Genomic DNA, 7,273 nt, shown 5'->3' with positions numbered 1-7,273 from the left:
TATCAATCGGTATCTGACTGCGCTCGACGAAGCCGATCAGCAAGAACCCTCAATCGCTCAGCCCAAGGCTACTCATCTGCAAGAGAAAATCGACAAGCTCAAAGCTCAGATGAAAGAGTTACAGGTCATTGAAATCCAGCTCAACGAGTCGCCGGATAAACAGGTCTCACTGACCGATCCAGACGCCCGCTCCATGATGACTCGCGGCACTGGAATCGTCGGCTACAACGTGCAGACAGCGGTCGATACCCAGCACCATTTGATCGTTGCGCATGAGGTCACCAACGTCGGCTCCGACCGCGATCAACTTAGCTCGATGGCCAAGCAGGCCCGCGATGCGATGGCGCCAGAAGCGCTGTCGGTAGTGGCTGACCGAGGTTACTTCAAAAGCGAAGAAATCCTGGCTTGTCACGATGCCAACATCACCGCCTATGTGCCCAAGCCAATGACCTCCGGAGCCAAGGCTGACGGGCGTTTCAATAACGATGCCTTCATCTATGACGCGGCAAAAAACGAATACATTTGCCCGGCTGGAGAGGCGCTGATCTGGCGCTATACCAACGTTGAAAAAGGCCTGACGTTGCACCGTTACTGGAGTTCGAAATGCCGAGGCTGCGCCATGAAACCGCAGTGCACACCGAGCACGGAGCGGCGAGTCCGGCGCTGGGAGCACGAAGCCGTGCTGGAGGAAATGCAGACCCTGCTGAGCAACGCGCCGGAGATGATGCGAATCCGAAAGCGGACTGTTGAGCATCCCTTTGGGACGCTCAAACAATGGATGGGCGCGACGCACTTCCTGACCCGAAAGCTTAACGGGGTGAGTGCAGAGATGAGCCTGAATGTGCTCGCCTACAATCTGAAAAGGGTTATGAAAATCATCGGCACCACTAGCTTGATGAAAGCGCTAACGGCGTGAAAACCGGTCTTTTTTACCCCATCCAAAAGACTTTAAGAGGCTGCTGAGCCGTACTAACTGTTCCTGGAAACGTCGTAGCCTTGATCAGTTTGCAAAACCTGAGCACGGTCTCCTAGCGTCGCTATAGAAAACCCGATTTAGCGTTTTTACACACTCTGGGCCAATAGCAGACGTTGGATCAAATCCGATCTGGCAAATTACGGACTGCTGCCTGACTTACTCAAATCTGCCTTCTGTCAAGCCTGGTTTCGCGATGTGAAAAAGGTCATCACTGTGGCGAGAACCAACAAGATAGAGCTTGCGAGAAATGTCATGCGATAACCGCTCCCGTCGAACAGCAGGCCGCCGAGGGTAGAGCCCAGAGCAATGGATAGCTGAATGACTGCCACCATCAGGCCGCCACCCGCCTCAGCATCCTTGGGTAACGCCTTGGCCAACCACGACCACCACCCCACAGGTGCTGCCGTCGCGATCAGGCCCCACAGCCCCAGCAATACAAAAGCTGCCACGACTCCGCCGCCAAGGACAATCAAGGAAAGTGCAATGGCGGCCATCAAGAGTGGAATGCAGACCAGGACGCGATACATGCCGAACTTCAGGAAAGTACCGATCAGGATGGTCCCGACAAAACCCGCCACACCGATGACCAGCAGGATCAGCGACAACATGGAGACATCTACACCAGTAACGGTCTCCAGGAACGGGCGCAGATAGGTGAAGAGTACAAACTGCCCCATGAAAAAAGCCCCCACACTCAACATGCCAAAACTGACCAATGGGCTCTTGAGCAATCGAAAGACATTGCCAGCGCCTGCTTTGCGCGGCGCCACCGTCATGGCTGGCAGGCTGATCCACTGCCAGATCAACGCGACGATCGCTACCGGAATCAGGCAGAAGAAAGCACCCCGCCAACCGATGACACTCCCCAGATAGCTTCCCAGTGGTGCGGCCACTACGGTTGCCAAAGCATTGCCGCCGTTAAAGATTGCCAGGGCCTTGGGCACGCTATGGGACGGTACCAGGCGCATGGCCATTGCCGCCGACATCGACCAGAACCCGCCTATCACCACGCCGATCAGCGCACGACCAATCATGTACACCGTATAGTTTGGCGCCAGACCGACCACCAGCCCCGACGCGCACATAATTCCTGTCAGTAGAAGCAACAGCGTCTTGCGGTCCATTGATCCCGCAAGCCTGGAAATCGAAAGGCTTGTCAGCACCGCGAAGGCGCCGGAGATGGCGATCCCATACCCGGCCAGTCCTTCACTGATCTGCAGATCCGATGCAATCGGCGTAAGCAAACTGACAGGCATGAACTCCGAAGCGATCAGAGCGAATACGCACAGTGTCATCGCAAAGATGCCACTCCAGTAAGCCGGCAGTTCCCCAGTCCCCGGCGTGCCGACAGCATCACCTGCCGGGGTGTCGAATACTTGAGCCGTCATTCAAAAACCTCTCTTCCAATAGTTGTTGGCAGAAGCACTTGCCTTTTATCCAACCACCGTCAGGTGCCGGGTAAAAAAGGCGGTGAGTTTGGTCCAGGGAATCAAGTTCACACGGTCGTACAGATCCACGTGACCCGCGCCGGGAACCCAGGCCAGTTCCTTGGGTTCGGCGGCGTGTTGGTAGGCGTCCTCGCTGAACTCTCTGGAGTGCGCCTGATCGCCAGCGATGAACAGCAGCGGACGCGGGGAAATCGTCTCGATATCGTTGAATGGATAGAAATTCACGAACCGGACTTCACTGGTCAAGGCGCGGTTTTGCGTCAGTTCCAACGTTCTGCCATGAGGGATATGGATACCGCGTGGCGTGCGATAGAAGTCCCAAAACTCGCGAGTTACCGGGTCGGTTTCCTTGCCAGGCTGCGTAGGCAGATAGTTCAGAAATTGCATTGTTCCGGTAGAAAACTCGTCGTAGCGTTGCTCGCAGGCTTTGGCGAGCATGGCCTGGCGTTGCTCGACAGTCACTGAGCGCCCCAGACCATGACGGGTGACGGCGCCCATGTCGTACATGCTGACGGTGGCCACGGCTTTCAATCGCAGATCCATCTTGGCCGCACTGATGGCAAAGCCACCGCTGCCACAGATACCCAGCACGCCGATACGCTTGCGATCGATAAAGTCCCGCGTACCCAGGTAGTCAACGGCGGCACTGAATGCGTCGGCATACATTTCGGGGGCAACCTGGTTACGAGGCAGGCCCTCACTCTCTCCCCAGAACGGCAAGTCAATCGCCAGCGTGATGAAGCCTTGTTCCGCCAGCTTTTGTGCATAGAGCATGGCGCTTTGCTCTTTGACTGCTCCCATGGGATGACCGACGATAATCGCCGGTGCTTTAACGTTTCGCGCCAGATTTTTGGGCGTTACAAGATTGCCCACGATCTGAAGATTGTATGAGTTCTTGAAGGTCACCTTCTGCACAGTGACCTTGTCGCTTTTATAAAAATTGTCAGCGCCCTCCGGCGGGCTGACCGCACTTTTCGAGTCAGCTGCGAAGGCCGACCCGCCTGCGACCGAAAGGACACCCAGAGCCGCAATGCTGACGCCGGTGGCCTTTACGAATTCGCGCCGATCAAGCCCTGGAGGGGTCAAGGCTGCTATAGCTTCAGGGAGGGTTACAGGTGTCTCGCTCATCATCAGTACTCCATTCCAGATAGGTGACAGAGCTTGACGGATTCGAGGTACCCTGATTAGTAGGCGTAATCTTCATGTGGTTTTGAGAAAAACTCAGCAATGGCCAATACCAAAGTCAACGATCTCCAAGCTTTTCTGGCAGTGGCGCGCGATCAAAGCTTTACCAAAGCCGCCGCCAAACTGGGCATTACACCTTCTGCGCTGAGTCATACGATCCGGGCACTTGAACAAAGACTTGGGATACGTCTGCTGGCCCGCACGACACGCAATGTGTCGCCGACAGAGGCGGGAGAAAGATTGATGCGCTCGATCGCCCCGCTTTTTGATCAGATCGCTGTTGAGCTTGAAGCCTTGAGCGAATTACGGGACAAGCCCAGTGGCACGATTCGTATTTCCTGCACTGACGATCAGATTGAGTTGTGCATTCGGCCGATGCTTGCAGGTTTCTTGAAGAATTACCCGGATATCACACTAGAGTTCTACGTCGACTATGGATTCACCAACGTGGTCGAGGAACGCTTCGATGCCGGCATTCGCATGGGTGAATCGATCAGCAAGGACATGATTGCGGTTCGCATAGGACCGGATTGGCGGTTGGCGGTGGTGGGATCTGCGGCGTATTTCGAACGCAAATCGGCACCAGCGACGCCCCATGAGTTGACGGCCCATGACTGCGTCAATATTCGACACAGGCCATCAGGGGCGATTTACGCCTGGGAGTTTGAACGAGATGGCCAGGCGTTTACGGTCAAGGCAGATGGGCAACTTGTTTTCAACAGCATCATGCATGTTCTCAATGCTGCCGTTGATGGCGTTGGTCTGGCCTACGTACCAGAGGAGTTGGTCGCACCCTATCTGGCCGACGGCCGACTCAAAGAAGTCCTCGCCGACTGGTGCCCTGTGTTTCAGGGCTACCATTTGTATTACCCCAACAGACGCCAGGCGTCTCCCGCCTTTTCTGCATTGGTGGAGGCGCTGAAATATAGAAGTTGAGCGTTTTATATGCGACGCGCAGCTACGTCTGCTTTGGGTCGCACTACTTTGAAACTACCAGCGCCGGTGGTTGCCAACTGCCTTCGCCAGCGGGAAGAATCGAAGGCGGCGTGGTTTTCGGCCAATAGAGGCGCATCAACAGATAGGCCGTGTCGTCAGGCGCCGGCAACCAGTTGGACTCCTTGGCCTTGCCCGGCGAATCCTTTTGGATGTACAGCGTCAGTGAACCATCCGCGTTCTTCTTCATCGCCGACAGCATCGGCGAATTGATCAGGTAGCGATTGAGCGGGTTCTTGATCAGCAGTTGGCTCTTGCCGTCGTACATGGTCACCGACCAGAAGGCATTGACGGGCGGCAGTTTGCCGGCCGGGAAGGTCAGCGTGTAGTTGCGTTTGCTGGTATCCAGCGTCTGGCCGGTGCCGTCGGTGCGCGTGTAGGGGGACATCGCCTCGACGGCGTCGTTGCCGTAAATGCCGCCCTTCGCGGCGCCAGCCCGCTTCAGCCAGTCGCCTTTGTAGAACGCCTGGTCGCCGAAGAACGCGCCGACGCTCCAGCCGTTGATTTTCTTCGTCCCGCCCGCGAGGAACTTGTCCACCTGTTCGTCACCGGCCTTCATCCCGAGCAGGACCACGGCCTTGTGCTCGAACGAGAGGTCTTTGAATTCAAAGCTGCGGCCGGGGCCCACGCCGATACTGGCCAGCCTGGCCCGGATCTCCTTGTCCTCAGCCGATGGCGGCACATAGTCCAGCGCGGCCGACAGGTATTCGAAGAAGTTGGCCTTGATGCCTGCCGTGGTAGCCGGCAGGAAAGCAATCTTCGGCGCAGTAGACGGCGCGGGTTGATAGAGGAAGGCGGCTGGACCTTGTAACCCGCCTGCACCTTCTCGACATTCGGCATGTCCTTGGCATTCAAGAACTGAGTCCGAAAGCCGCTCAAGGCGAAAGGAGTGGTCGAGGTGAAGACTTTCTTGATCCCGGAAGGGGCGCCCCTTTCCAGTCGGGACCGACCACCAGGTAGTCGCCTGGCTCGCTGCCGGTGGCACGGCTGCCGATGTAACCGTAGTTGTAGATGTTGCCGTCGATTAGCTGCACCGAGTAGTAACGCCGCTTATCCACCGCCGGCACCGAGATCACCATCGGCTCCGCGCGCAAGTCCAGCCAGGCAAACGATCGTCGAACCCTGCCTCTGTACTCGCTCAATACGAAGCGGTTAGTCGATAACTGCTTCGCATTGGACTCAGTCGAACCTCTGGTTGTTTATATCCGCTTAACCGATGGAGGGTTCCATTTGCCATTGAGCGCTTCGGGCTTGGGTGCATAAAGACGCATGGTCAGATTGAACGCGCCCTCGGGCGCAGGCAGCCAATTGGCCTCCTTTTCTTTGCCAGGGCTCTCGTTTTGGATGTACAGGTCAAGGGAACCATCTGCGTTGTTTTTGAACGGCATCCAACTGCTGACGGCAAATCGATTGAGCACGTTCCCCACCTGAAAGCCCTCATCGTCATAGAGCGTGACAGACCAGAATGCGTTTATCGGTGGGATATTACTTTTGTCGAAATGGAGCGTGTACTTGTTGGCGCCATCGAGCGGTTTGCCGGTGTCGTCAGCGAGGTTCAACGGGTAAATTGCATCTTCTGGAAGGTTCGCGCCGAGACCTTGTTGCGCAATGATGGCGCGCTTGAGGTAGTAATTGCCGTAGACGCCCATCGTGTCGGTGTTCATCGACCAGCCGTTAGTGACTCGGGCAATCGTCTCCATCTTCCATTTCATAAGCTCTTGCGCTTCTGCCGGTACCTTCTCAAGAGTTTGCTTCAATGCCGGATCGAGCTTGTTGATGTCAAAGCTCTTACCGGGTTCAAGACCAATCTTTTTCATCTGCGCGATGATTGGCTGGTCAGTGTCGTGGGGAGGATTGACCTTGAGAAGTTCGGCGGCGTATGCAAAGTACTGGTCGGCCGGCATGGTGTCGACCTGTACCTTGGGTGGTGTTTTCATGTCGATGCTCGGGTCAATCCGCACCGTGACCGGCTGCGCAGCCTTGCCCCAATGCGAGAGCGGAGTCACCTTGTAACCGGCCTGGATCTTATGCACCGCTGCGTAATCCGGCTCTCCATCGGTCTTGGTGCGGCCGATGACCCAGACATAAGACGTCGGGGCCGGAAGATGCGTAAAGCCCTCCGGAACAGTTCCGCTCCAGCCGGGCGGGGTCACCAGAAAATTGCCCGCACGGGTGCCGGTTGTCCGCCAACCGGGGGAGGCAAAGACATCCGTCCACATGTCGAGCATCGGCAGAAGGTAATAGCGTCCATCGGTGTCCGGTGCGGAGATCACCAAAGGTTCCTTGGTAAGGTCCAGCCATGCGGAGGAGTAGAGCGTGTCAAAGTTCAAGCGAACTACCGCTTTCATATTTGCCGGCGGATAGGCCGGAACGCTCACGAACGTATTCGCCGGACCTTTGCCGAACTCTTTCCCAGGCTCAATGTTGGTGAACTGTTTGCGGGAGACATCCATGGACAACAGCGGATAGAAATAGGTGTAGGCATCAATGCCAATGGCATGCGCTTCTTCAGCGGTAAGCCCCGACTGAGCATGTACCGTCGACAATGGCAGCAGTCCCAGGAATGCCATCGTCAAAGTGGAAGTTTTAAGCTGTTTGATATTCATTATCGACAAACTCCAGTAATTTCGGGGCGGCGCAGCTGTTCAAACACTTTAACCAGCACTGTTAA

Annotated in this window: 5 protein-coding genes and 1 pseudogene; 2 read left to right on the top strand and 4 right to left on the bottom strand. The window is 56.1% G+C overall.

Annotated elements, in window-relative coordinates; translation table 11 throughout:
- A partial coding sequence (locus tag ACM6G4_RS12445) for an IS1182 family transposase (protein WP_414913797.1) occupies nt 1–916 on the top strand: 916 nt, incomplete at its 5' end.
- Nucleotides 917–1,152: 236 nt separating this feature from the next.
- On the opposite strand, the gene ACM6G4_RS12440 is transcribed toward ACM6G4_RS12445, so the two are convergent.
- Together ACM6G4_RS12440 and ACM6G4_RS12435 are read right to left on the bottom strand one after the other, a co-directional pair.
- On the bottom strand, nt 1,153–2,364 hold the full coding sequence (locus tag ACM6G4_RS12440) for an MFS transporter (protein ID WP_223542055.1): 1,212 nt from the start codon (nt 2,362–2,364) through the stop codon (nt 1,153–1,155).
- A 45-nt stretch (nt 2,365–2,409) separates the two neighbouring features.
- Nucleotides 2,410–3,555 carry an alpha/beta hydrolase gene (locus ACM6G4_RS12435; RefSeq protein ID WP_414913796.1) on the bottom strand — a complete coding sequence of 382 codons (1,146 nt, stop codon included), beginning with the start codon at nt 3,553–3,555 and terminating at the stop codon, nt 2,410–2,412.
- 96 nt (nt 3,556–3,651) lie between these two features.
- Here ACM6G4_RS12435 and ACM6G4_RS12430 point away from each other — a divergent pair, with 96 nt between their 5' ends.
- Nucleotides 3,652–4,545 carry a LysR family transcriptional regulator gene (locus ACM6G4_RS12430; protein WP_056727425.1) on the top strand — a complete coding sequence of 298 codons (894 nt, stop codon included), beginning with the start codon at nt 3,652–3,654 and terminating at the stop codon, nt 4,543–4,545.
- 43 nt (nt 4,546–4,588) lie between these two features.
- On the opposite strand, the pseudogene ACM6G4_RS12425 reads toward ACM6G4_RS12430, so the two are convergent.
- Together ACM6G4_RS12425 and ACM6G4_RS12420 are read right to left on the bottom strand one after the other, a co-directional pair.
- A pseudogene (locus ACM6G4_RS12425) lies at nt 4,589–5,714 on the bottom strand (DUF1254 domain-containing protein); the annotation flags it as partial.
- Nucleotides 5,715–5,801: 87 nt separating this feature from the next.
- Nucleotides 5,802–7,208 (bottom strand): DUF1254 domain-containing protein, encoded by a 1,407-nt coding sequence (locus ACM6G4_RS12420; RefSeq protein WP_056727427.1) that lies wholly within the window; start codon nt 7,206–7,208, stop codon nt 5,802–5,804.
- Nucleotides 7,209–7,273 lie beyond the last annotated feature (65 nt).

Source organism: Pseudomonas sp. IT-P258 (genome assembly GCF_949767825.1).
GTDB lineage: Bacteria > Pseudomonadota > Gammaproteobacteria > Pseudomonadales > Pseudomonadaceae > Aquipseudomonas > Aquipseudomonas monachiensis.
This window is presented reverse-complemented; position numbering and strand designations above follow the sequence as displayed.